This window comes from Alcanivorax sp. HI0007, assembly GCF_001635525.1.
GTDB lineage: Bacteria > Pseudomonadota > Gammaproteobacteria > Pseudomonadales > Alcanivoracaceae > Alcanivorax.
Window position 1 is genome coordinate 1 of record NZ_LWEJ01000137.1, and the last position, 23,801, is coordinate 23,801.

The 23,801-nt window shown below is 58.3% G+C and carries 25 protein-coding genes and 1 pseudogene; 10 read left to right on the top strand and 16 right to left on the bottom strand.

Translation table 11 applies throughout. The annotated features are described in order from the left end of the window. Window positions 1–218: pseudogene (locus A3714_RS17990) on the top strand (hypothetical protein); the annotation flags it as partial. A gap of 84 nt (window positions 219–302) precedes the next feature. After that, window positions 303–659, top strand: coding sequence for a hypothetical protein (locus tag A3714_RS07450; protein WP_063509013.1), 357 nt, complete (start codon window positions 303–305; stop codon window positions 657–659). 130 nt (window positions 660–789) lie between these two features. Here A3714_RS07450 and A3714_RS07455 read toward each other — a convergent pair whose 3' ends face one another. The 5 genes from A3714_RS07455 to A3714_RS07475 form a co-directional block, all read right to left on the bottom strand. After that, complete coding sequence (locus tag A3714_RS07455; RefSeq protein WP_063509012.1) at window positions 790–1,320, bottom strand: type II toxin-antitoxin system YhaV family toxin; 531 nt, start codon at window positions 1,318–1,320, stop codon at window positions 790–792. Continuing rightward, entirely contained in the window at window positions 1,317–1,640 is a 324-nt protein-coding gene (locus tag A3714_RS07460) for a type II toxin-antitoxin system PrlF family antitoxin (RefSeq protein WP_063509011.1), read from the bottom strand. The genes A3714_RS07455 and A3714_RS07460 overlap by 4 nt, the downstream gene beginning before the upstream one ends. A gap of 86 nt (window positions 1,641–1,726) precedes the next feature. Further along, a complete protein-coding gene (locus tag A3714_RS07465; RefSeq protein WP_063509010.1) occupies window positions 1,727–1,915 on the bottom strand; it encodes an AlpA family transcriptional regulator in 189 nt (62 codons plus the stop codon). Between the two features lie 60 nt (window positions 1,916–1,975). Next, window positions 1,976–2,662: an inovirus Gp2 family protein gene (locus A3714_RS07470; protein ID WP_063509009.1), complete on the bottom strand. Its 687-nt coding sequence runs from the start codon at window positions 2,660–2,662 to the stop codon at window positions 1,976–1,978. Between the two features lie 320 nt (window positions 2,663–2,982). Beyond that, complete coding sequence (locus tag A3714_RS07475) at window positions 2,983–4,368, bottom strand: hypothetical protein (protein WP_063509008.1); 1,386 nt, start codon at window positions 4,366–4,368, stop codon at window positions 2,983–2,985. Window positions 4,369–4,518: 150 nt separating this feature from the next. Between A3714_RS07475 and A3714_RS07480 the strand changes: the two genes are divergently transcribed. After that, window positions 4,519–5,217 carry a hypothetical protein gene (locus A3714_RS07480; protein ID WP_063509007.1) on the top strand — a complete coding sequence of 233 codons (699 nt, stop codon included), beginning with the start codon at window positions 4,519–4,521 and terminating at the stop codon, window positions 5,215–5,217. Between the two features lie 7 nt (window positions 5,218–5,224). Here A3714_RS07480 and A3714_RS07485 read toward each other — a convergent pair whose 3' ends face one another. From A3714_RS07485 to ilvD, 7 genes are all read right to left on the bottom strand, one after another. Beyond that, on the bottom strand, window positions 5,225–6,508 hold the full coding sequence (locus tag A3714_RS07485) for a type II toxin-antitoxin system HipA family toxin (RefSeq protein WP_063509006.1): 1,284 nt from the start codon (window positions 6,506–6,508) through the stop codon (window positions 5,225–5,227). Further along, the gene (locus A3714_RS07490) at window positions 6,498–6,788 is read right to left on the bottom strand and encodes a helix-turn-helix domain-containing protein (RefSeq protein ID WP_063508380.1); all 291 of its coding nucleotides are present in this window, start codon (window positions 6,786–6,788) and stop codon (window positions 6,498–6,500) included. Before A3714_RS07490 ends, A3714_RS07485 begins: the two co-directional genes overlap by 11 nt. 255 nt (window positions 6,789–7,043) lie before the next feature. After that, complete coding sequence (locus A3714_RS07495) at window positions 7,044–7,349, bottom strand: DNA-binding transcriptional regulator (protein ID WP_039926534.1); 306 nt, start codon at window positions 7,347–7,349, stop codon at window positions 7,044–7,046. Beyond that, on the bottom strand, window positions 7,342–7,716 hold the full coding sequence (locus A3714_RS07500) for a type II toxin-antitoxin system RelE/ParE family toxin (protein ID WP_063509005.1): 375 nt from the start codon (window positions 7,714–7,716) through the stop codon (window positions 7,342–7,344). Before A3714_RS07500 ends, A3714_RS07495 begins: the two co-directional genes overlap by 8 nt. Before the next feature lie 333 nt (window positions 7,717–8,049). Beyond that, window positions 8,050–9,477 carry a Glu/Leu/Phe/Val dehydrogenase gene (locus tag A3714_RS07505; RefSeq protein WP_063509004.1) on the bottom strand — a complete coding sequence of 476 codons (1,428 nt, stop codon included), beginning with the start codon at window positions 9,475–9,477 and terminating at the stop codon, window positions 8,050–8,052. Window positions 9,478–9,588: 111 nt separating this feature from the next. Beyond that, entirely contained in the window at window positions 9,589–10,578 is a 990-nt protein-coding gene (doeB, locus tag A3714_RS07510) for a N(2)-acetyl-L-2,4-diaminobutanoate deacetylase DoeB (RefSeq protein WP_063525879.1), read from the bottom strand. Window positions 10,579–10,722: 144 nt separating this feature from the next. Beyond that, window positions 10,723–12,408 (bottom strand): dihydroxy-acid dehydratase, encoded by a 1,686-nt coding sequence (gene ilvD, locus A3714_RS07515; RefSeq protein WP_063525878.1) that lies wholly within the window; start codon window positions 12,406–12,408, stop codon window positions 10,723–10,725. A 175-nt stretch (window positions 12,409–12,583) separates the two neighbouring features. Between ilvD and gmk the strand changes: the two genes are divergently transcribed. The 5 genes from gmk (at window position 12,584) to A3714_RS07540 (ending at window position 16,949) form a co-directional block, all read left to right on the top strand. Continuing rightward, window positions 12,584–13,207, top strand: coding sequence for a guanylate kinase (gmk, locus tag A3714_RS07520; protein ID WP_063508560.1), 624 nt, complete (start codon window positions 12,584–12,586; stop codon window positions 13,205–13,207). Between the two features lie 108 nt (window positions 13,208–13,315). Continuing rightward, window positions 13,316–13,579, top strand: a complete 264-nt coding sequence (rpoZ, locus tag A3714_RS07525; RefSeq protein WP_062814950.1) for a DNA-directed RNA polymerase subunit omega — start codon at window positions 13,316–13,318, stop codon at window positions 13,577–13,579. Window positions 13,580–13,768: 189 nt separating this feature from the next. Continuing rightward, a complete protein-coding gene (spoT, locus tag A3714_RS07530; protein WP_063525877.1) occupies window positions 13,769–15,880 on the top strand; it encodes a bifunctional GTP diphosphokinase/guanosine-3',5'-bis pyrophosphate 3'-pyrophosphohydrolase in 2,112 nt (703 codons plus the stop codon). A 298-nt stretch (window positions 15,881–16,178) separates the two neighbouring features. Beyond that, window positions 16,179–16,565, top strand: a complete 387-nt coding sequence (locus tag A3714_RS07535; RefSeq protein WP_062815465.1) for a RidA family protein — start codon at window positions 16,179–16,181, stop codon at window positions 16,563–16,565. Between the two features lie 147 nt (window positions 16,566–16,712). Continuing rightward, window positions 16,713–16,949: a DUF2789 domain-containing protein gene (locus A3714_RS07540; protein WP_062814952.1), complete on the top strand. Its 237-nt coding sequence runs from the start codon at window positions 16,713–16,715 to the stop codon at window positions 16,947–16,949. Between the two features lie 34 nt (window positions 16,950–16,983). On the opposite strand, the gene A3714_RS07545 is transcribed toward A3714_RS07540, so the two are convergent. The 4 genes from A3714_RS07545 to A3714_RS07560 all read right to left on the bottom strand — a co-directional run bounded on the left by A3714_RS07545 (window position 16,984) and on the right by A3714_RS07560 (window position 20,435). Next, on the bottom strand, window positions 16,984–17,562 hold the full coding sequence (locus A3714_RS07545) for a TVP38/TMEM64 family protein (protein ID WP_231866202.1): 579 nt from the start codon (window positions 17,560–17,562) through the stop codon (window positions 16,984–16,986). Between the two features lie 221 nt (window positions 17,563–17,783). Further along, window positions 17,784–18,890 carry a 5-(carboxyamino)imidazole ribonucleotide synthase gene (locus A3714_RS07550; protein ID WP_063525876.1) on the bottom strand — a complete coding sequence of 369 codons (1,107 nt, stop codon included), beginning with the start codon at window positions 18,888–18,890 and terminating at the stop codon, window positions 17,784–17,786. Next, window positions 18,890–19,381 (bottom strand): 5-(carboxyamino)imidazole ribonucleotide mutase, encoded by a 492-nt coding sequence (gene purE / locus A3714_RS07555; RefSeq protein WP_062814955.1) that lies wholly within the window; start codon window positions 19,379–19,381, stop codon window positions 18,890–18,892. Before purE ends, A3714_RS07550 begins: the two co-directional genes overlap by 1 nt. Before the next feature lie 229 nt (window positions 19,382–19,610). Next, complete coding sequence (locus A3714_RS07560) at window positions 19,611–20,435, bottom strand: NAD-dependent epimerase/dehydratase family protein (RefSeq protein ID WP_063508810.1); 825 nt, start codon at window positions 20,433–20,435, stop codon at window positions 19,611–19,613. Between the two features lie 195 nt (window positions 20,436–20,630). Here A3714_RS07560 and A3714_RS07565 point away from each other — a divergent pair, with 195 nt between their 5' ends. Both A3714_RS07565 and recG read left to right on the top strand, forming a co-directional pair. Beyond that, window positions 20,631–21,533 carry a hydrogen peroxide-inducible genes activator gene (locus tag A3714_RS07565; protein WP_062814957.1) on the top strand — a complete coding sequence of 301 codons (903 nt, stop codon included), beginning with the start codon at window positions 20,631–20,633 and terminating at the stop codon, window positions 21,531–21,533. 117 nt (window positions 21,534–21,650) lie between these two features. Continuing rightward, window positions 21,651–23,738, top strand: a complete 2,088-nt coding sequence (gene recG, locus A3714_RS07570; RefSeq protein WP_063508811.1) for an ATP-dependent DNA helicase RecG — start codon at window positions 21,651–21,653, stop codon at window positions 23,736–23,738. The last annotated feature ends 63 nt before the right edge of the window (window positions 23,739–23,801 follow it).

A 23,801-nucleotide genomic window follows, 5' to 3' on the forward strand; every position in this document is an offset into this window, starting at 1 on the left:
AAGGAGCCAGGGCCTTTGAAACCATTGACTGGGTGGTAATGGAGGACGAAAGCTTCATGGTGCTTTCCGGAAGCATGCATCATACCAACATATTCAAAGATACCATCGAAGAAACGCCACACGAGAACATACAGTCCGCCCTCTACCTAATTTACAACGAAAACTTCGACACACTATTTGCTTATGAAGATGCCCTACAGCAAATAGCGGAGCTTTGATCATACTTCAATAAGACCCAGTCGCTGACTAGAACGGGCAGCGAATCTGCCCGTTTTATCATCTCCTCAAACTAGGACAACTCAATGAGCAAAGATATTGACATCGAAAAATACACCTCCGAAGACATCACTACTGAAAAGCTCTCCGAACTCATTGCCAAGAAAGCTTCCTTTCAAATTGTCGCGATCAAGAACATCAGCTCCGTGGTAAATAAAGTCGAGGGAGCCATTGAAAAAAAAGGGCTACGTTGCCGCGTGTACACAGAATACAGAGCGGCCTCCTTAGCCAGCTTCGCTATCCCGACTGGCTTTACCCAGGTTACTGGCTTTGCCTCAGTGATTGGCATCGCCGCTCATAACCTCGCCACTTTCAACCCTGATTATGAGATAGGCAAGAACAAACCTGCCGGCAAAGTGACCGTCATTTACAAAAAGGACTGATTCTCCACAGAATCAGTTAGTCGATCAGCCCACTTCAGGTTGGTGTACAAACTCTTCTTATACATATTCGGGATGGCAAAACCCTACACCATCAAGAGGATTTGCGAACTCGAAACAACGGCAAAGAAGATCAGTAACCCATGTCCTGATTTTGGGCTTGCTCGGCTAGGGAACGCATGGCTTCCTGACTCTGCTCATCCCGTCTTACTTCGATCAAAAGCTGATCCCAATCATCGGGAGGGTGGCCACTTTTCAACATCTTGCGGAAAACCCGGTAGGCATCATCGGAGCTCTCATACGCCCGCTTGGTGCCTTCATCATTGACCCAAGCATAGACAATAACCTTGCTTGAGGCGTGGTAGCGAAAGAACAACCGGTATTGCTGAAAGAACTTCGCACGGAACCAGTGCTTGTAATCCTCACCAAGCGTGCCCCCCTGCCGGAAATCCGGTTTTGTAGGGTCCTGCGGGATGACCTCGAAAGCCAGCTTGGCAATCGCAGCTAACCGCTTGGTGGCATTTTTCTTGGTGAACCCCTCAGGATTTTTTTCCTTAAGGCTTTCGACTTGCCTTGCCAGGGTTTCAAGCTGTTCCAGAAATAATGGGTGAGCGAAGACCGCCCAACCATTGATAGTCAGAGCGGTCGATTGCCTCCCACTCATTCATCGTCTTCCTGTAAAGACGCATCCAGATCAACCTCGACACCCTTCGTCAGCGACTGGATACGCTGCATTAACGCATCCTCAACCGCAAGGATGTGCTCCGGATGCTCGGCGATATCACTCGCCAGGAAATCCAGGAACGACCCCAGAGCCGGGTCATCGCCTTCGTTGGTAGCGCGGGTCAAGACCACTTCGCCGTTTTGGCGGATGACATACTGAATCTTGTCTCGCTTATTGAGCTTGAGAGCACGACGAACCGTTTCCGGCACGGTGGTCTGATACCGATCTGTCAGCGTGGATTCAACTTCAAGGGTGGCCATGGCCGCCTCCTGCGCGATGGGGGATGACAGGCAGATGGTAATGCAACCGCATTACATGCGTCAATGCAATCGCATTACCAAAAACATCACCCCACCTGATCCCTCTCTCCAATTCTCTCCAGAATCCAGGATTCCACCTCGTCAGAGACCCACCCCGTTGCACGGGCACCCAGCGGAACCGGCTTTGGAAAGACCCCGTCCGCAATCAGCTTGTAAATGTAGGACCGTCCCAGGCCGGTGGTATCCATCACTTCTTTCAATCGCATGATTCTCATGAGCAATCTCCTTCATCTCATGAGATGCGGCATGGCGGTAAAAACTAACCAGCCTGACCACTACCGACGACTGCATCCAAAGCTATTGGAGCCATCCCCATATCGCTTGGTCTCGGCCTTGGCGAAGTAGCTAAGTCTCCTGAATAGATCCACATACCGGTCGAATATCGTCACTGAGTTCGCATCAATGTAGTAGGTCCCATTGGTAGGGAAATGCACTAGCCACTGGCCAGCACCCCAAGGAAGCCTCAGCGCACTGCACCAGGCGCTACGGATTCTTCCCGACATATTTTCCGCTGCGATCCTTTCCTCTTCTTCCGGGTGGCCATTACAGCCGAATGCCCCGAGATAGCGGTAAGCGTCTCCGTTCAACAATATGCAACAATGGTAATGGCGATGGCGCGATATGTTTTGCTCTCTCGCCCAAACATATCGGAGTTCGCAGGAGTGCACTCTCTGTCCCTGCCTGGCCTTTCTCAATTGGTGGGCGTTGATTTTCGCCTGCAGAGATTCAAAGAAGCTCGATATCACACTGGAGTCTGGCTCAGGGAAGTCGACAGGGATTCTGAGATCGAAGCGGATAGCCGTGGTTCGTCGATACCTGTCCACCGCCTTCTTCATGGTTTCCAGGATTCTCTCAAGATACTGCTCAATGTAGGGAGAGTGCTTGGGCAGCAGCGGAAGACCGTTCCATTCAGTGCCTTCCACTAAGGTCAGGTTGGGGTTGTGGGGATGTCGTGTTGCCATGTCTGTGTCCTATTCGTTGTTGAACACAAGAACAGGCACACACGTAATTTCTTACTCGGATTAGCCTCCACCACGCTATAGCCATTGGCTACCAAGCGTACTTCAATGATAAAACCTATATATCTATAACAGACAGCTGAGATGCTTGAGAAAGGCACACTGCAGCGCAGCCATCAAGGGGCTCACCCTGAAGGGCAACCAAATTTCACTCTGGAAATATATGATGCACTGAAACCAGTTTTCCTCTCTTCCTACCCCATTTGAAAGTCCCGACACTCACAGTCGCCAGACCTAAGACCCTCTCTGGATTTAGACAACCTCTAATCTGACAATCCACCGCCGAAACCTTTTCGTAGCCCCATATGAACCAAAGAGGCATCTTTAATCTCCGTCTCTTTATTCAACCGCTCCCAGCGCTTTTTCCCTCCCTGAAAATCCCGAAACAGGAATATGCTCTCTTCCAGCTGCTTCTCACTCCCTGGGAAAATAGCCAGGGTCCATAACCTTCCGGTCTCAGCATTGATCAGCTGATACGAGCTATAAATCCTAAATTTGGTGCTCTCACACAAAAAACACTCCAAATCAGCCCCCTTCAGAGCCTCCTTATAGAGGCTCATGGCCGCATCAGCCCATTTCTTCACCCCATGATCGACCAAATACTCCAACACAGTAGGCAACAGCGCCCTCTTGTCTTCGGCCATATGCTCAAACCAATGCTCCGTACCCAGCTCTCGCCCCAAATCCTCACTTAATGATTCACCCTCCCCATCACCAAGGCCATCCTCATCCACAACTCTCCTTTCAAGAACAAGGCATGCATGCTGGGCCAATAGACAGGCGAGATGCCCTGCAGTCTTAAACCACGGTCTATCCCGGAAATATTCGCTCCAACCAGCCGGCAATCCCTCTCTTTGCTCAATCTTAGCCAGCTCCTCCTTATCAAGCCTCCTAAAAGTTCTTGCTCCAAAAAGGCCATAGAAATCGCATATCCTATCAAGCGGCCTCCAAGCCAACCGATCGAATACATAGATACAATGGACCCTATCCTCCCCGAAGAAAGAATGCCCTAAATTGAGCCAATAGACCCCTGGCCTTCTCCCAAACAGATGTTTACTGCTAATACCGGGTAGCCAGTTTCCGAGCACCCCAACCTCAGCAAGTTGATTGAGCGCATACCGAAACTGTGACTTTTCAAGTCCCGCCATCTCTCTCAAAGCCTTCTCCCCATAGCCACTGACATACCCTGTCTTATCAGCAGACATCACAAGCACCCCGAGCAAGACCAAGCTGTTCACAGTCAGCGCATCGCTCCCCTCTTCCCTTTTCACCCGAATCCGACCCAACCTTTCATTTTGGCAAAAGAGCCCCCTGATCAGATTTTGATTTAGTGAAAAAGCCTTATCCCCCTCTACTAACGCAGCCAGCCTCTCAATATTGATTCTGAAGCTTTTCTGTCTCCTACCCCTTTTGCTCTCAGCTCCCGGCATAGGGCAGAGCTCAACCACACCTACCTCAACCCAAGCATTCCTAGAGCTGCTCACATAGCGGTCATTGAGCTGGATCTTTTGTGCTAGATCTTTTACTTTATCCGTGACGGTGTTGGTCCCGTAGCGCCTCCAAACCGCAATGAGGAAATACTTGTCTATTGCAGACACCCGGTCATCCCGGAGTTTGAGAGCCCAGCAGATAACATCTTCGTTAGTCACAATTAATCCCCATATTTTTACCCTAAAATTGTAGCGACTAGAGTAGCTTCGGCGCCAATGATGTTACAGCTCAACATTTTCTATTGCATTAATCTAAAACTAGTTATAAACTAGTATCTACTAGTTTATAACGTTACGGACACGGCAGTCATGTCAATAGTCGAGCTCTTGAATCAAGGCGATACCGCTGAATACGAATGGGCTCTGAGCTACCTACGGAAGAAAGGCTACTCTCGATCAGTCCCTCCACACGACAGCACGTTTCAGCAACTACAACAGGTTAATCGCCTAGATAAAGAGGCAATGCGATTATTCGAGGCAGCCCTCGACCGCCACAGAAAGCGACAAGAATCAAAGCAAAAGGGGGAGAAAAATTACAACTTTTTTCTTAGCAAAAAAGCAGACGACCAACTCACAAAATTGCGTAACGAATACCGAAAATCCGTGCCTGAGATGCTCGAGTTTCTGATCAATCAATCAGCCAAAGATTTTGAGTGGGGGAAGAGGGAGGGAAAGCGAATGGCCATGGCAACTGCCCACACCAGAAAAGCCACTCTATTTCAGCCAGACAACTCACAAGCAATCCTAGGAAGTCAGATCGAAGGTCTTGTGAATGCTGTTCAATCCAGGGATCGAATTATCAACCAACAGATAAACATGCTATCCGAACTACAAGCAAAGCTAGAAAGCTGGGGGCTCTCCAACGAAACCCCTGGCCCAGATTATGAGACTCTAAAAGCTCAACACTTCAAGAAAACTGATCAGTCAATCCGTCTAGAGCTCGAAAAACGCCCCCAGCAACAGACCGAGACTGACCACGACAGACAAGACCAAGATACACAGGCATGACCTCAAACTAGCGACTTACCCCATACACCTTCCTTAACTCATCAAGCTGCCGACCAATCAGCTCAGCAGTACCACGATCTACTCCGAAATCTCTGGCAACGGCAGCGAAATCAGCGAGAGCATCCACGATCCCATCAATATCTTTCCGGGCCAGCTCCCACTTGGCGTACCCAGCCCGCGCCGCCAGTCCTTGGATGGCTTTTAGCGGCGGATTCTTGCCGAAACCGGCATAAGCGGTGGCATGCTCCTGGTAGGGGTGAGGGCTAAAGGTCACATCGTAGAAAGGGGCAGGCACCCATTCGCCGGCATCATCCTGCAGGAAAGCCCAGTTCTTGCTGTGGTCATCTTGGTTGCAGGCAAACAGGTTGAACATGGCTCTGCGGAACTGCAGCTTGCCGACCGCTGGCGACCGGCAAAGATGGCGGCTGGCCTTGAGCAGATCCTCGTAATCCAGGCTAGGCGTCCGGAAATCCGCATCCAGCAAGCCACAGGCACTGTGCATATGGAGTCGACCTGCCTTTTGGGGATGGCTTACCCAATCGAACCGCTTTACCCCAAGCCAGGCACGGGCACCACTTTGCTCTGGCGCCTCAAACAATCGCCACTCAGGCGGCTCCAGCCCCAGCTTTCCGGCCAGGTGCAGATAGACCGCTTCACAGAGCCCTTCCTCATGGCCGAGGGGCAGATTCCTGGAGGTAAACTTGACCAGCCAGGCCTCATCGCCTGGCCTCGCCACCGTGCGGCAGCGATCTGGCTCATCCGGGGAGATGTAGAACTGCGCTTTGGGTCTGGCACCACCGGAGCTACCTGCTGCCACCAGATCCGCCAGCACCTCTTCCGTCTGACCGTCAAAAAACGCCTGCGCCTCCAGACCCAGCTTCGCCAGGTCGATGTCGCCGGTTGAGGCAAGCCGGTATTCCGAGGTCGGCGAGAATGACAGGGCCCCCATCCCGGAAGCCCCTACAAACGCCAGGCGATCCATGGCGGTGATCTGGGCAGGGAGAATGCCATGCTGTCGGAACACTCGGTCTTGCAGCAAGGAACCCCAGCCATCAGGCAGACTATCGCCGAACAGGCCATGCAGGCCGGAATGCGGCCTTTTGGGAGCAAGCTGCAGCTCAGTGGTTGCCTTCAGGCCAAAGGGCGACAGGTTTCCGAAGCGCCCGAGATAATCGGCATCGTACTGAAAAAAGACGCCCTGCCGGTTCTGCGCCAGCACGCCTACCGTCACCGCCTGCCCCGTTGCCAGCGTGCGGGTTACCGTCAGCTTGCGGACCGGTTTAAAGGTCATCGCTCAACACCTCATCGATACTGGATGGCAACTCAGCTTCGCTGAGGGAATGGCGAGTCAACGCATACAGGCGACGTAGATCATCCAGACTCTGCCAGAGGAATAGCAGCTGCCGGAACGAAATTTGGCCGGTGAGCTCGAATTTCTTGATGGTGGATGCTGGCACACCACTACGCGCAGCTAGCGCATCGCGAGACAGCTTGGCCTGCTTGCGCAAACGTCGCAGATGGGTGGCAAATGCCTGCTGGACATCGGCATCGTCAATCAGGGACGGTGTCATATCATTCCAAATCAGACACAATGATGTCCAATTATTGCACAAAAACAAAAAATAGACACTATTATGTCTTTTCATACCCCCCCTATCCCGACTGCCAAGTATTGCTGCGATCCAGAATCTTGGAGCCATAAGCTAGCTGTAGAGGCATTACGCCCGATGAAGGCAGTGGCAAAGGGGCTGATGGGTTTTACGCAGACAACACGGACGCTGGAGGACGCTCGGCATCAAGTAACCAGAGCGCCCCACACAAGCCACTCAGGCCAGCACTTCCAGCCCCTTTTCCGCCACCAGATTCAGCAGCTTTAGCGAAGGGCCATTCGGCTTTTTCTGGCCTTGCTCCCACTTCTGCACCGTGGACACACTGGTATTCAGATAGGCAGCAAACACGCCTTGGCTGGCGCGATTTCGAGTGCGGATACGCCTGATCTGCACCGCCGTATACTCTTTCACAGGCGGCAGACAGAGCGCATCGAACTCACGGAGAGTCGCCTCTTTCATTACCCCCGCTTCGTGCAGATCTTTCGCCGATTCATGCACTGCGTCCAGTATTGACTTACTCATCGCTCTTCACCTCAATTAACGCACCACTCTTTATCGCTTTGGCCAATGCCCTATCGCTATAGCTCAGCAGCTCTTTTGCCAAATATTTCAAGGCCCTCAGCTCATCAGCAGAGATATTCGCGCGTGCGCTTTTAGCGAAGCCATAAACAAAGAAGGCCTTATCACCAACCCTGTACGCCAGCAGGGTCCTCATCCCTCCGCTTTTGCCTTGGCCACCGACAGCCACACGTTTTTTCACCACATGGCCACCCAAATTCGCATCAATCAGGCCACGCTCCATTTCATCAACCGCCGCAAGCAGCAAGGCGTCATTCAAGCCCTCTTTTGATGCCCACTTACTGAATGGCCTGTTCTTGAATATCCGCATCTCATGCCCTTGCCAGCCTCGTCAAAGTATAGCACCTAGTGCCATAGACAACCACGCCACAATCATCACTCTAGTAGCAACAGCAGGAGCAGAGAACCCTCCTCATAAACCTAAAAAATCGGTTAAATTTTGACCAGCTGCGCGCAGACAAAAAGGCGCCGCGCATTTGCTCATTAAGCTAAATCAAGGGCTTAAAAGTGGTGGGCAGCATGGTGGGCAAAGCAAAAATCACCATGCAAATAGCACAATAAGATACTGATTTTAAAATATTTTTAATTTTTAACCAACAAGAAGATCCAGAATATCGAATAAGCCCCGCACCACTTTCCTTTTTCAGAAACCGATATCCCGGTAATGCCGGGAGACTTTTTCAATGGCGATCACATAGGCCGCCATCCGGTAATCGTCAATTTTCGGGTTCTCGTTACGGGTACGAATGATCTCCTGCAAGGCCAGGCGCATGGAATCATCCAGCCCGGAGCGCACCAGATCGAACTCGTCGGCGCCGCGAGCCAGTTCCTTGACGATATGCTCGGGCACCTTGGTGTTGGTGGCCTGCTCGATGGCATCAATCACATGCTGGCCACGGGCTTCGTGGAAGCGCTTGTCCAGGCGTCCGAAGCGCACGTGGTTGAGGTTACGAATCCATTCGAAGTAGGAAACGATCACACCACCGGCATTGCAGTAGGCATCCGGAATAATTTCCACACCCTTTTCGCGAAGAATCCGATCCGCTTCAAACGTCACCGGCCCGTTGGCCGCTTCCGCGATCAGCTTGGCCTGAATACGCGGCGCGTTTCCGGCGGTAATGACACCTTCCAGTGCCGCCGGTATCAGAATATCGCACGCTCTTTCCAGCGCCTTGATGCCGTCTTCCAGATAATCCGCACCGGAAAACCCCTTCACACCGCCTGTTTCCACAATATGCTGGCGCACCGCGCCCACGTTGAGGCCGTCTTCATTAATGATGGCGCCATCCCGTTCGATGATGGCGGTAATGCGGCAATCGTCTTCCGTTTCCAGAAAGTGCGCCGCGTGATAACCCACGTTACCCAGCCCCTGAACAATCACCCGTTTGCCTGCCAGTGAACCCGACAGCCCGGCACGCTTGATTTCTTCCGGGTGTCGGAACAGTTCACGCAGGGCATATTGCACGCCCCGCCCGGTGGCCTCATTGCGGCCACGGACCCCGCCGTGCTCCACCGGTTTACCGGTTAGCGCGCCCATGTAATTAATGTCGTTGGGGAACATCTGTTTGTAGGTGTCCACCATCCAGCCCATTTCCTGCGGACCGGTGCCCATGTCCGGCGCCGGCACATTCTGGGACGGGCTCAGGTAGCCCTTGTTGATGAGTTCGCGGGCAAAACGGCGGGTGATGGCTTCCAGTTGGTGCCGCTCGTATTTTTTCGGGTCGATCACCAGCCCGCCCTTTGAGCCGCCGAAGGGCACATCGACAATGGCGCACTTGTAGGTCATCAGCGCTGCCAGCGCTTCCACTTCATCCTGATCCACAATCGGGGCGTAACGAATACCGCCCTTGGAAGGCAGCCGATGATCACTGTGGGTGGCGCGCCAGCCGGTGAAGATTTCTGCCTTTCCATTGATCTCCACGGGGAAAGACACCTGCACCACGCTCTGGCACACCTTCATGGCATTGCCCATGCCCGCATCGAGCCCCATGATGTCGATGGCATGGTCGACCATGTGTTCAACGCTTTCCCGAAATGACATGCCCTTCTGGGCGTATTTGGTATCGCTCATGGCTGCTCCGTCAGTCCTGTTGTTCTTGGTAGAACCTGAACATTAGCAGCGCCTTTTCGGCAAGGGTGTTTATGCTTTGTTATGCCCTGTTAACGTGCACGGAGGTACCAGTCAGCGCGGCACCGCCAGCACTGCAAAGGTATCGCCCACATTGACCAGGGCAGGATGGCGACGGCCAATCAGCAAGCCATCGCAGGGGGCGCGATATTCCACCGGAGCGGCACCGGTACGTTCCAGGGAATGCACCCGGGCCAGCACATCACCGGCACGGACGCTGTCACCCAACGCCACAGCAAATTCCAGCAGGCCACGATGTTCGCTGATCCGGTAATACTCACTCCCGGGAATCTCCAGAGCCTGGGAGGCCACCACCTCCGGATCGCCGGGCAGGATGCCAGCAAAGCGCAGCAGGTTCTCCACCCCCCGCTCAGCCAGCGCCACAGTCTCGGGGGTAGTCGTGCCGCCGCCACGCAGTTCCGTACTGACGAACACCTTGCCGCTGCCCTCCACCACGCTGTCGTAAAGCACGTCGCCTTCCAGTTCCGCCATGAACAGCGTGTAGGGCGCGCCGAAGGCGGTGGCGGCAGCAAGACAGCGGGCTTCGAACCCCCGGTCGCTCATCCGGTGGGTGGCGGCAAAGGGCAACAGATCCAGGGTGCGGCCCCCGGAGTGGATATCCAGTGCCAGATCACACAGCGGCACCAGATAGCGGGTGAGGTAATCGGCGATTTTTTCCGTCAGGGTGCCCGCCGGATGACCGGGAAAGGCCCGATTCAGATTGCCGCCATCCAGGGGCGAAGTGCGAGTGCCGTTCAGTACCGCCGGATGGTTGAGCATGGGCACGATAATCACCCGTCCGCGCATCTCTTCGGGTTGCAGACGATTGGCCAGCTTCAACAGGGCGGTGATGCCTTCGTATTCGTCACCGTGATTGCCGCCGGAGAGCAAGGCCGTCGGCCCCTCGCCGTTGCGTACCACGGTGATCGGAATCATCACATTGCCCCAGGCGGAGCCATCATGGGAATGGGGCAATTTCAGAAAGCCGTGCTGAACGCCGTCCCGGTCGAAATCCACAGTGGCGGTGATAGGGCTGTCTTGCATAACGAGATCGGATCCGGGGCTGGGAATGTTGGCGGAGGCATCGGCGACACCCCCGGGTAGTACCCCCTATGATGCGCGCATTTCCGGCATCGCGAACAGCGCAATTTTGCGCTGTTCGCCATACCCAAAACGGCATCGTGCTTCTCAGAAGTCGTCGGTCACCGCCCCTTCACTGGCGGAGCCCACCAGGCGCGCATATTTTGCCAGCACACCCCGGGTATAACGGGGCGCCGGTTGCTGCCAGTTGGCTCGCCGGCGGGCCAGTTCCTCGTCGGACAGGTCCACGGTGAGTGTATTGGCCTCCGCATCGATGGTGATGCGATCGCCGTCTTCCAGCAACGCCAGCGGCCCCCCATCGAACGCTTCCGGCGTCACATGGCCCACCACAAAACCATGGCTGCCGCCGGAGAAACGGCCGTCGGTGATCAACGCCACATCATTGCCCAGGCCTCGGCCCATGATCGCCGATGTGGGAGTGAGCATTTCGCGCATGCCCGGGCCGCCACGGGGGCCCTCGTAGCGGATCACCACCACATCGCCGGCAACCACGGTGCCGTCATTGATCCGTGCCTGGGCTTCCTCTTCCGAACCGAACACCCGCGCCGAGCCGGAAAAATGGGTGCCCTCCTTGCCGGTGATCTTGGCCACCGCCCCCTCCGGGGCCAGGTTGCCGTAGAGGATGCGCAGATGGCTTTCCGCTTTCAGCGGGGCCGTCAGGGGAGCGATGATGTCCTGGTCCGACGGATACGGCGCCACCTCGGCCAGATTCTCTGCCAAGGTGCGGCCGGTGACAGTCAGACAGTCGCCATGCAGCAGGCCGGCTTCCAGCAAGATTTTCATCAACGGCTGAATCCCGCCGATGGCCACCAGCTCGCTCATCATGTACTGACCGCTGGGGCGCAGGTCCGCCAGCACCGGTACCCGTTTGCCGATGTCCGTGAAGTCGTCCAGTGACAACGGCACCCCCACCGTGCGCGCCATACCCAGCAGGTGCAGCACCGCATTGGTGGAACCGCCCAGGGCAATCACGATGGTGATGGCATTTTCAAAGGCCTGGCGGGTCATGATGTCGGAGGGCTTGATGTCCTTTTCCAGCAGGTGCAATACCGCCGCCCCGGCCCGCTCGCAGTCTTCCCGCTTATCCTCGGACACCGCGTTCTGCGCCGAGCTGCCAGGCAGGCTCATGCCCAGCGCTTCAATGGCTGACGCCATGGTATTGGCGGTGTACATGCCACCGCAGGAACCGGGGCCCGGAATGGCGGTTTCCTCAATCTGCTTGAGCTCGATCAGGTCCATGTCACCACGGGAATGGGCGCCCATGGCTTCGAACACGGAGACGATATCGGTGTGGCCCTTGCCGGGCAGGATGGTGCCGCCATAGACAAACACACTGGGACGGTCGAGCCGTGCCAGGCCGATCAGGCAACCGGGCATGTTCTTGTCGCATCCCCCGATCGCCACGAGACCATCAAACCCCTCGCAGCCGGCCACCGTCTCGATGGAGTCGGCGATCACCTCCCGGGACACCAGCGAATACTTCATCCCCTCGGTGCCATTGGCGATGCCATCGGAGATAGTGATGGTATTGAAGACCACCCCTTTACCACCGGCATCGTCAGCGCCTTCACAGGCCCGCTCAGCCAGTTCGCCGATATGGCTGTTACAGGGCGTCACCTGGCTCCAGGTGGAAGCAATGCCGATCTGGGGTTTCTGGAAATCCTCATCGGTAAACCCCACCGCCCGCAACATGGCCCTGCCAGCCGACTTGCCCGGGCCGTCCACCACCTTTGAGGAATGACGTCGGCGTGGGTCGTTCTGGGTATCACTCATAATCTCTCCTTGTCCGCTGTCGGGGGGAGTGCCTGGCGTCACTGGTGACAGGCCCGGCGCAGCATTGCACACGTTACCCTGCCATGGCGCTGGCTTCGAGTGGCATATGACGTGTCGCTTCCTTTGCGCCTATAATGCGCGCTTTACCGGGATCGCGAACAGGACTGTCATCACTATGGCCGACAAAGGCACGCTGTATATCATTTCCGCCCCGTCCGGCGCCGGCAAGACCAGCCTGGTGGCGGCGCTGGTCGACAAGCTGGAGCAAGTGCGCATCTCCGTCTCCCATACCACCCGCGCCATACGTCCCGGGGAAGAGGACGGGGTGAACTACCACTTCACCGACCGCGACACCTTTGTTCGCCAGGTGGAGCAGGGGCGGTTTCTGGAGCATGCCGAAGTGTTCGGCAACCTGTACGGCACCAGCGCCGACTGGGTGGCCCAGACCCTGCGCAGCGGTGATGATGTGATCCTGGAGATTGACTGGCAGGGCGCCACCCAGATTCGCAAGCAGCTGCCGGACTCGGTGAGCATCTTTATCCTGCCGCCGTCACTGGAGACCCTGGCGGAACGCCTGCGTGGACGGGAAACCGACGACGAATCGGTAATCCAGCAACGCCTGGACGGTGCCCAGGAGGAGATGAGCCATTACGGAGAGTTCGACTATCTGGTGGTCAACGATGATTTCCAGCGCGCTCTGTACGAACTGGAAGCCATCCTGGAAGCCCGCCGGCTGATCACAGCCCGGCAATCCGCACGGCTGGCGGCCACCCTGAGCAATCTGCTGGGCAAACGGTAGACCGCCCGGCGGCGCTGGACTTGCTCACCAATTCACCAGTAAAATCGCTCCCCCTCGCGAATTTCAGGCGCTGCCGCCATCGGCATCGCCACCCTGTAGGAGAACAGCATGGCCCGTGTAACCGTTGAAGATTGCCTGGAAAAACTGGATAACCGCTTTGAGCTGGTACTGGTAGCCGGCAAGCGCGCCCGTCAACTGCAGACCGGTGGCAAGGAACCCCGCGTGGCCTGGGAAAACGACAAACCCACCGTGGTGGCTCTGCGTGAAATCGCCGAAGGTCACGTGACCTCCGAATCCGTGGACAACCCGATCGCTGACCGCAGCGCTGACGTGGACGAACTGGCCCTGCTGACCCAGTCCTTCGGCGAGTAATACCGTCTCCGGCAAGTGCCCGCCCGGGCGCTTGCCGGTATTTCCCTGTCTGCCACTTTTCCCCTCCGCGACCCACCCGGAAAATTCATTGCCGGTGACTATCGCCCTTGTCATAGACAAATCCCCTCGCCAAATCTAAGCTTGAAGTCATTCCTGATCATTACTCCGCCCCGGGCGTGACGAGGACTTTTGCCCACCATTCATAACCTGGAAAAACGGTTACGCAGTTATCTGGACGACGATCAGATCGCCCAGGTCGTACGCGCATACCATTTTGCCGAGCAAGCGCACGAGGGGCAGTACCGCCGCACCGGGGACCCGTACATCACCCACCCGCTGGCCGTGGCCAACATCCTCACCGACATGCACATGGACCATGCTTCACTGATGGCTGCCATGCTGCACGACGTGATCGAGGACACCGGCATCTCCAAGGAACAGCTGGCCGGGGAGTTCAGCGAAGAAGTGGCCGAACTGGTGGACGGCGTGTCCAAGATCGCCCAGATCAAGTTCGAGTCCAAGGCGGAACAGCAGGCGGAGAACCTGCGCAAGATGATGCTGGCCATGACCCGGGACATCCGCGTCATCCTCATCAAGCTGGCCGACCGCCTGCACAACATGCGCACCCTGCACGTGATGCGCGCGGAAAAACGCCGCCGCATCGCCACCGAAACCCTGGAACTGTATGCGCCCATCGCCTTCCGGCTGGGCATGTACAACATGCGGGTGGAGTACGAGGACCTGGCTTTCCACGCCATCTACCCCATGCGTGCCCGCCTGATCGGCCAGGCGGTGAAAAAGGCCCGTGGCAACCGCAAGGAAATCCTCACCACCATCAAGGCCAGCCTGGAACACTGTCTCGAAGAAGAGGGCATCGAAGCGCGGGTACTGGGTCGCGAGAAGCACCTGTTCAGCATCTATACCAAGATGAAGGAACAGCACAAACCCTTCGCCGACATCATGGATGTGTTCGGTTTCCGCATCATCGTGGACCGGGTGGATACCTGTTACCGGGTACTGGGCGCCGTGCATAACTACTTCACCCCGATCCCCGGCCGCTTCAAGGACTATATCGCCATTCCCAAGGCCAACGGCTACCAGTCCCTGCACACCACCCTCAAGGCGCGCTCCGGCATTCCCCTGGAAATGCAGATCCGCACCGAGGAAATGGAGGCCATGGCCAACAACGGCATTGCCGCCCACTGGCTGTACAAGGCCGAGGACGAGCCCGGCTCACCCACCCACAGCCGCACCCAGAGCTGGATGCAGCGCCTGCTGGAACTGCAGCAGAAGGCTGGCAACTCCATGGAGTTCATCGAGAACGTGAAGGTGGACCTGTTCCCGGACGAGGCCTATGTGTTCACCCCCAAGGGCGACATCAAGGAACTGCCCGGCGGCGCCACCGCGGTGGATTTTGCCTATGCGGTACACACCAAGGTGGGCAACAAGTGCGTGGCCGCCCGCATCGACGGCAAGCTGGCAGCGCTCTCCACACCCCTGGAATCCGGCCAGACGGTGAAGATCATCACCGCCCCCAACGCCACTCCCAACCCGGCCTGGCTCAACTTCGTGGTCACCGGCAAGGCGCGCACCAACATCCGCCATTTCCTCAAGCACCAGCGTCGCGAGGATGCGGTGGAGCTGGGTGAGCGGCTACTGGAGAAAGCCCTGCACTCTTATGACATCGGCATGGACGAGCTGCCCATCGAACGGGTGGTGAGCGAGCTGGCCGGCAACGGCTACGTGGAGCTGGACGACCTGCTGGAAGACATCGGCATGGGCAATCGCCTGGCGCCGCTGGTGGCCCGCAAGCTGGCCGGCGCCCGCGATGACGATGAACGTCAGCATGAGGACGACCGTCGCCCGCTGGCCATCCGCGGCAGTGAAGGCCTGATGGTCAGCTACGCCAAGTGCTGCCTGCCCCTGCCCGGCGATACCATCATTGGCCATCTGAGTGCCGGTCGCGGCATCGTGGTGCATCGGGACACCTGCAAGAACCTGCTTGCAGAAATGCGTAACGCCCCGGAAAAATGCATCGCGCTGAGCTGGGACAAACAGGTGGAGCAGGAATTTACCGCCGCCCTGCGCATCGAACTGATCAACAAACGCGGCGTGCTTGCCACCCTGGCCAACAGCGTCTCCGAGCTGGGCTCCAATATCGACACCATCGACATGGCCGAAAAGGATCCCACACTCACCACCCTCAACGTGACCATGACCGTCCGGGACCGGATTCACCTGGCCCGCATCATCAAGAAGCTGCGCACCCTGGACAGCATCGTGCGGATTCACCGATTGTAGAAACCCTCTGTCCTCACTTCAGGGGGCGCTTTCTCTCCAGAAACGCTGGCGTTCGACTTGGTGATATTGCGAGTTGCGAGAAGCGGGTTTCGAAAGGCGACAACCTGTCAGATGATGCCTTTCGAAACTCGCTTCTCGTGACTCGTTACTGTTGAATCGCGCCGCCAGCGACGCTCCTACAGGCCGGCAGGAACCGCCCATGTTGCGTGCGAGCCTGCTGCGTGCAAGCATAGCCCCTTTCCTGATTTCGTCTGTCAGCACCATGGCGCTGGCAGCTCAACCAAGTGAAGAACCAACCATGTCCAACCATTCCGTGATCAGCACCGACAAGGCGCCCCAGGCCATCGGTACCTATTCCCAGGCCATCAAGGCCGGCGCGACCGTTTACCTGTCTGGCCAGATTCCCCTGGTCCCCGACACCATGGAACTGGTGGACGGCGACATGGAAGCGCAGATCGAGCAGGTATTCAGCAACCTGACCGCCGTGTGCGAGGCCGCCGGCGGCAGCCTGCAGGACATCGTCAAGCTGAACATCTTCCTCACCGACCTGAGCCATTTCGCCCTGGTCAACGAAGTGATGGCCCGCCACTTCAAACAACCCTACCCGGCCCGGGCGGCTATCGGCGTGGCTGCCCTGCCCAAGGGTGCCGGGGTGGAAATGGACGGCATCATGGATATTGCCTGACCAGGCAAAGGCCGCATTCGCCCTGTAACACGCCCGCTACTTGCGGGCGTGTTTCGTTAACAAACCTGATCCCGACGGGGGAAGACAACGGCGGTCAAAAAGCGCACCATCTGGGGACAACGTCATCCGCTATGGAGGGACTGCGATATGGATACCGCAACCCACGACTTGCCCACCCTGTTCGCCCAGCTCGGCCTGGAAAACAGTGATGCGGCCATCGAAGACTTCATCCATCAGTACGCTGGCACCCTGAAAGACAGCATGCATCTGCACCAGGCGCCCTTCTGGAACGACGCGCAGGCGCGCTTTCTGGCTGAGGCCATTCGTGAAGACGCGGATTGGGCCGAAGCGGTGGACAGTTTGAGCGCCCTGCTTCGGCATTAACCATTTCCAGGCAACCCCTGACGCCAGAAGCCTGTTACGCCAGCTGCAGGACCTGGGCAATGCGGTCGAAGAAAAAGCAGTAGATCAGCAAGGGAAAGGGGAGGCCCAACAGAGAGCCAAGCAGGTAATCCCGGCGTTTCACCCCGCTCAATGCCAGGGTGTAGTTCAGGGCAGGCATGGTCTGGAACAACAACCGCAGCAACATCACACTGCGCACCGGGTGACTGTCCAGCCGGGCGAGGATCTTTCTTGCCAGGGGCTTGTCGATATCGCGCAGGGCGCTGCCACCCACCCCCTGTACCACCTGGAAGGTGACCAGGCAGGATACGCAGGCCGCCACATACGTCACCAGACCGCCAGCCACTGTGCCCAGCGCCAGTATGGCCGCCGCCAGAAACGGCCAGCCCGGCAGCTGTATCAGGTTGCCGATGGCAAACGCCAGCACAAACAGCAGTACACCCACCAGCAGATTGGCTTCCAGCAACGTCCGCAAAGCCGTGAGGGAAAACTGCTCGCGCAGCCCGGTAAGTTCCACAATGAGCAGCACGGAAACCAGCATCACAGCCAGCAGGATCAGTCGTCGATAACGTGTCATGGCAAGGGGGGAAGCCACATCCGGATTCCTGTTTCAGGTTTAACCAACAGTGTACCCGATGGTGCGCCACGGAAATGTGAAGCGAACCTGCGCCTGGCGGCGGGATTGGAGACAGTCGCGAGTGACGAGAAACGAGTTTCGAAAATCAAACCCTGTTTGCCTTTCGCTCCTCGAAAATCGTGACTCGACACTCTGCACTCAGGAGCAGGCGTTATTCTCCCTGCTCGTCCATTCTGGCTTCAGCCCAACCCCAATTCTGAATCCAGCACAGCCTGATAGCCCTCCGGCAGCACATCTGCCCAGGCGTCCAGACCCGCGCGCAGCCCCTCCAGGCTGTCCGCCACCAGGTTGGCGTGGCCCAGCTTGCGGCCCGGGCGCACGCCCTTGCCGTACCAGTGCACCACACCCGGGTGTTGCAGCCAGGCGCTTTCGAAGGGAGTGCCGATCAGGTTCACCATGGCAGTGGGACCGTGCACGTTCAGCGCGTGCAGGGGCACGCCGGCCAGGGCATGGACATGCAAATCGAACTGGGACCAGTCCGCGCCTTCGTGGGTCCAGTGACCGGAGTTGTGCACTCGCGGGGCAATCTCGTTGACCATCAGCTGACCATCGGTTTCGAAGAATTCCACCGCCATCACACCGGCATAGTCCAGCTCTTCCATGATGCCCTTGAGCATCTGCTCCGCCGGCTTCTGCAGATCGGCACAGGCATTGGCCGGGGCCAGACTCAGGCGCAGGATACCGTCCACATGCCAGTTGCGGGTGAGCGGGTAGAACAGGGTTTCGCCGCGGGTGCTGCGGGCACCGACAATGGACAACTCGCGGCGGAAAGGGATTTTTTGTTCGATGATGGCCTTTCCGGCCAGTTCGCTGACAGGGACCGCGCCCAGATCACCGCCTTCGCCAATGATCCAGGTGCCGCGCCCGTCATAACCGCCGGTGCGTGCCTTGACCACCACGCCGCCAAACTTTTCCACGGCCGCAGCCAGATCTTCCGGCTGATCCAGGGTTACCCAGGGAGCAGTGGGAATGCCCAGCTTGTCGAGCATGGATTTCTGGGTGAACCGGTCCGGGATCACTTGCAGGGCGCCCCGGGCCACACAGCGATCGCTTGTTGCCAGCTCCGCAGAGAGGCCGGTTTCCGGAAAGGCCTCGCGCTCCACGGTAATGACCGGGTAACGCTCCAGACACTCCTCCCAGCTGATTGGCACCGCCAGATCCGAGGTGCCGGGCAACAGCAAGGCCCGCTCCGGGTCGTAACGATCCACCACCAGCCCCAACCGGGCCGCCGCTTCCGCCATCATCAGGCCAAGCTGGCCTCCACCAAGAACAAGCACGCGATCCATCAGCCTTCACCCAGCTCAGCATTGGCCAGCACGTCGGCGGCCCGGGTGGCTTTCCAGTCAGCGATCTTCTGCAGTTGCTCCGGGTTACCCGCGGCCAGCATCTGTGCCGCCAGCAGACCCGCGTTCCAGGCACCGGCCGCGCCGATGGCCAGTGTGCCCACGGCCACGCCCTTGGGCATTTGCACGATGGACAACAGGCTGTCCCAGCCGGACAGGGTGCGGCTTTTCACCGGCACGCCGAGCACGGGCAGCGGGGTCAGGGAAGCGATCATGCCCGGCAGGTGCGCAGCGCCACCGGCACCGGCAATGATCACCTGATAGCCATTGTCGTGGGCGCTTTTGGCGAAATCATACATGCGCTGAGGGGTCCGGTGGGCAGACACCACTTCCGCCTTCCAGCCCACGCCGAACTGGGTCAGGGCGTCACAGGCTTCTTTCATGGTTTCCCAATCGGACTGGGAGCCCATTACCACGGCAACCGGTGTGCTCATTCGCTTCACTCCATCGCGCCCACCACGGGCTTTTGCGGGGTTTTCGCCCGCCACAGAAAAATTTGAGGCGCACACTTTACTAGCGCGTGCGCGGGAGGCAAGTCCGCTTTAGGGGCAGTGAATAATTCATAGTTAATAATTCATAGTTAAAAGAGAAAAATAAACCTTAAATTCAACTGGTTACCGATATTTCTGGCACTTTTCCCCGGTTTTTGGTGGATGGCGCCGTTTATCGGCTGATCAGGGCAGCGTAACCATCCTGGTAACCCGGATAGCGCAGGGTGTAATGCCCCTGGCGAATGTACTGGCTGCGAATCCGCTTGCCAGCAGGCGCGTCGTCGGGCACCGCCAGGGTCAGCCCCTGCTGCTGGGCCAACCATTGCAGCACGTCCAGGTTACGCCCACCCACGTTGTCGGTACCGATCACCAACGGCGGCATTTCCTGCCCTGCCAGCCAGCCATCTGCCACGTTCTTGAGCAGGCCCACACAATCATCCCGGTGAATGCGATTGGTCCACTGGGCGGCCGGCAATGCTTCCTCGCCCCGGGCCAGCCGCGCCGCCTTGTCGATCTGCCGGTAACGGCCCGGTCCGTAGATGCCGGAAAACCGCACCACGGTACAGTGGCTGCGAATGCTCAGCTCTTCTTCCGCGGCCAGCAGCACCTTGCCGTTATACCGGGTGGGTCGAGGCGGTGTCAGCTCATCCACCTCGCCCGCCACGTCACCGAACACCGCCGTACTGGACACAAAGATCACCGGCGGCAGCGGCTGCTGCCCGGCCAACGCATCCAGCAAGGTCTGCGGCGCCCGAATATAGGCTTTCAGGTAGCCCTCTTCACTGTACTCGGAGGGCGTCATGATGATGACGACCAGATCCACCGGATCCGGCGGCAACAGGGCCGCACCCTCCAACAGATCCTGACTGTACAACTCCACCCCGGCGGGGCAACGGCTGCCCCGGCGAATAGCGCTGACCCGGTGTCCGTCCGCCAGTAACTGTTCCGCAAGGCCGGTCCCCAGATCTCCCAGGCCGGCAATCAGAATGTGGGACATAAACGAAAAACCAATTAATAGTTAATAATGAATAGTTAATAGCGAAAAAACGCACTTGGTCCAAGGTAGGCGCGCGTCTGCTATTACCGCAGCTCTCCGACCCCTTCTCGCGAGCTATTAACTATTCACTGTTAACTATTCACTGCCATGTTTTCTAGGCACAATGGCCAGTAATTGGATAAGCGAATCAGTGCCATGACATTAACAGAACTACGCTATCTCGTCGCCCTGGCCCGGGAGCGCCATTTTGGCCACGCCGCCCAGGCCTGCAACGTGAGCCAGCCCACTCTCAGTGCGGCGATCAAAAAGCTGGAAGAGCAGCTGGGTATGCCCCTGTTCGAACGTCGTCCACGGGAAGTGGTGGTTACGCCCCAGGCCGAACCCATTGTCGCCCAGGCCCAGCGGGTGCTGGAACAGGCGGACTTGCTGACGCAGATGGCCATGAGTCAACAGGACCAACTGGGCTCGCCATTGCGCGTTGGCGCCATTTTCACGGTGGCTCCCTACCTGTTCCCCACCATGGTCCCGAAGGTACGCGCCGCGGCACCGGAAATGCCCCTGTTTATCGAGGAAAACTACACCCACGTGCTGCGGCGCAAGCTGGAACAGGGCGATCTGGATGCCATTATCGTGGCGCTGCCCTTCTCCGGCGGCGGCCTGGTGCGGGCACGCATGTACGAGGAATCCTTTTCCGTGCTGCTGCCCGGCGATCATCCCTGGACCGCCCAGACCGAAATCGCCCCGGACCAGTTGCTGGACGAAACCCTGCTACTGCTGGGGGAAGGCCACTGTTTCCGGGACCAGGTACTGGAACTGTGCCCGGCCATCGATTCCCAGCGCCAGCGCAATCTGGTGCAGATTGAGGGCGGCTCCCTGGAAACGCTGCGGCACATGGTCGCCAGCGGTCTGGGCATCACCGTGCTGCCCAACTCTGCCCTGCACCAGCATGGCTACGACAAGGCCACGTTCGCGGTACGCCCCTTCAAGGCCCCGGTTCCGGCGCGGACCATTGCCCTGATCTGGCGGGACAGCTTCCCGCGGCCGAAAGCCATTGAGGTGCTACGCCAGGCGGTGCCGAAGGAAGGGCTGGCCGGTTAATCATGGGTTGGATGATCGCTCCCCGTAAGAGCACCTCTCGAGGTGCGAACCTGTTTGAAGACGATCTCCCAAGTACCGTTCGCACCTCGAGAGGTGCTCCTACAGCGGCGCGGTATAATGGCCAGTGACAGTCTCTCCGCCCTGCCCATCACCCGCCTGAAAGGCGTCGGTCCCGCTGCGGCTGAACGGTTGGCGAAACTGGGCCTGCATAGTCTGGAAGATGTGCTCTTCCATCTGCCGTTTCGCTACGAAGACCGCACCCGTATTACCCCCATCGGCAGTCTGCGCCCGGAAACCGGGGTGGTCATCGAGGGCGAAGTGATGGCGGCCGATGTGGTGTTCGGCCGCCGACGGTCGTTGCTCTGCAAGGTAGCAGATGGCACCGGCATGGTGACCCTGCGCTTTTATCATTTCAGCGCCGCGCAGAAGAACAACATGGAGCGGGGCAGGCCCATTCGCGTGTATGGCGAACCCCGCCCCGGGGCAGCCGGGCTGGAGTTTTATCATCCCGAATATCAAATTGGCAGCACCCTGCCCCCCCTGGGAAAAGCACTGACTCCCGTCTACCCCACCACCGAAGGGGTCAGCCAGAAACTGCTGCGCAACCTGGCCGGTCAGGCCCTGCATTACCTTCAGGGTCACCCTCCGGCAGAACTGATTCCCGCCACGCTGCTGGATCAACGCGGCCTGCCCTCGCTCACCGACGCCCTGAGCAAACTGCACAACCCGCGCCCGGATGATCCGGTCAACCTGTTGCTGGACGGCAAGCATCCGGCAGTAAAACGACTGGTCATGGAAGAAATGGTGGCCCACCAGTTGGGCATGCTGCAGAAACGGGCGGGCCAGAAAGCCTTCCATGCGCCGCGCCTGCACGCGGCTGCATTATTCGAACAACTGCAGGCCAGCCTGCCGTTCTCTCTCACCGGCGCCCAACAGCGGGTGATCGGCGAATTGCTTGGCGACATGGGCAACCCGCACCCCATGTTGCGCCTGGTCCAGGGGGATGTGGGGTCCGGCAAGACGCTGGTGGCCGCCGCCGCCGCCCTGGCCGCCATCGAATCCGGCTATCAGGTGGCCCTGATGGCCCCCACGGAATTGCTGGCCGAACAGCACCGGGACAACTTCCGCCACTGGCTGGCACCGCTGGGCATCCCGGTGCACTGGCTGGCCGGCAGCCTGGGGGCCAAGGCACGCCGGGAAACCCAGGCAGCCCTGGCTGACGGCAGTGCCCCTATCGTCGTCGGTACCCATGCCCTGTTTCAGGAGACGGTTCAGTTCCATCGTCTGGGCCTGACCATCATCGACGAACAGCATCGCTTTGGCGTGCAACAGCGCCTGACCCTGCGGGAAAAAGGCCGTTTCGATACTCCACACGGCATCCAGGTGCCCCACCAGCTGGTACTCACCGCCACCCCGATCCCCCGCACCCTGGCCATGAGTGTCTATGGCGACCTGGATACCTCGGTGATCGACGAAATGCCTCCGGGGCGCAAACCCATCGATACCCTGGTGCTACCGGAAGGACGCCGGCCCCAGGTGATCGAGCGTATCAACGATGCCTGCCAGCAGGGCACCCAGGCCTATTGGGTATGCCCGCTGATTGAAGAGTCGGAGGAAATCCAGGCGCGGGCGGCGGAGGCCTCGTTTGAGGAACTGCAGGCCGCCCTGCCCGACCTTACCGTGGAACTGGTGCATGGGCGTATGAAGGCAAAGGAGAAGGCAGAACGCATGGCCCGATTTGCCAGTGGCGAGGCCCAGTTACTGGTGGCCACCACCGTGATCGAGGTGGGTGTGGATGTGCCCAATGCCACCCTGATGGTGATGGAGAATGCGGAACGGCTGGGACTGGCCCAGCTCCACCAGCTTCGTGGCCGGGTGGGCCGGGGCGGCGAGCAAAGCTACTGTCTGCTGCTCTACCAGACGCCCCTGTCGCTCACTGCCAAACGGCGCCTGGCGGTAATGCGCGACACCACCGACGGCTTCGTGATCGCCGAGGAAGATTTGAAGTTGCGCGGCCCCGGCGAATGGCTGGGCACCCGTCAGACCGGTGACATGGCATTCCGCATTGCCGACCTGGTCCGCGACGAGTCCCTGATGGAACCCGCCCGGGAGGTGGCCGACAACCTGCTCCGCGGCCACCCCGATAATGTCGAATCACTATTGCGGCGCTGGCTGAAAGGGGGAGAAAGCTATGCCGACATTTAGGGAGCCTCTCACCCCTCCCCCCCGCAACGTTATGGAGTCACCCTGACTGTCACCGTCCCCACC